Annotated in this window: 1 protein-coding gene; it reads right to left on the minus strand. The window is 41.7% G+C overall.

The features are described from left to right. Nucleotides 1-24: 24 nt before the first annotated feature. A partial coding sequence (gene ybeY, locus C1E99_RS12185; RefSeq protein WP_105207687.1) for an rRNA maturation RNase YbeY occupies nt 25-391 on the minus strand: 367 nt, incomplete at its 5' end.

Consider the following 391-nt stretch of genomic DNA (forward strand, 5'->3'; position numbering starts at 1 on the left):
CGGTTTTTCCAGCGATTTTTTGAATTATTCTCTTGTAAGTCCATAGGCCGTCAAAATTTCTTCTTGTAAACCAAACATTTCTGCCTCTTCTTCTGGCGTATAATGATCATAGCCATTGATATGCAGAAAACCGTGTACAGCTAAAAAGCCCATTTCGCGCTCGTAGCTATGTCCGTAATCTTCAGCTTGCTCACGCGCCTTATCGATAGAAATATACAATTCACCAATATAGGCATCGAAATCTTCCATCATTTCAGCCAATTCAGGATTGTCCAGTAAGTCTTCCTCATCAAAAACAATCTCCGACTCTGGCTTATATTCTAGGCTGACAACGTCTGTGGGACGGTCAATTCCTCGGTACTCCAAGTTAACCTCATGGACACGCTTATTG

It is taken from the genome of Streptococcus suis (assembly GCF_002964045.1).
In the GTDB taxonomy this organism is placed as follows: Bacteria; Bacillota; Bacilli; order Lactobacillales; family Streptococcaceae; genus Streptococcus; species Streptococcus suis_U.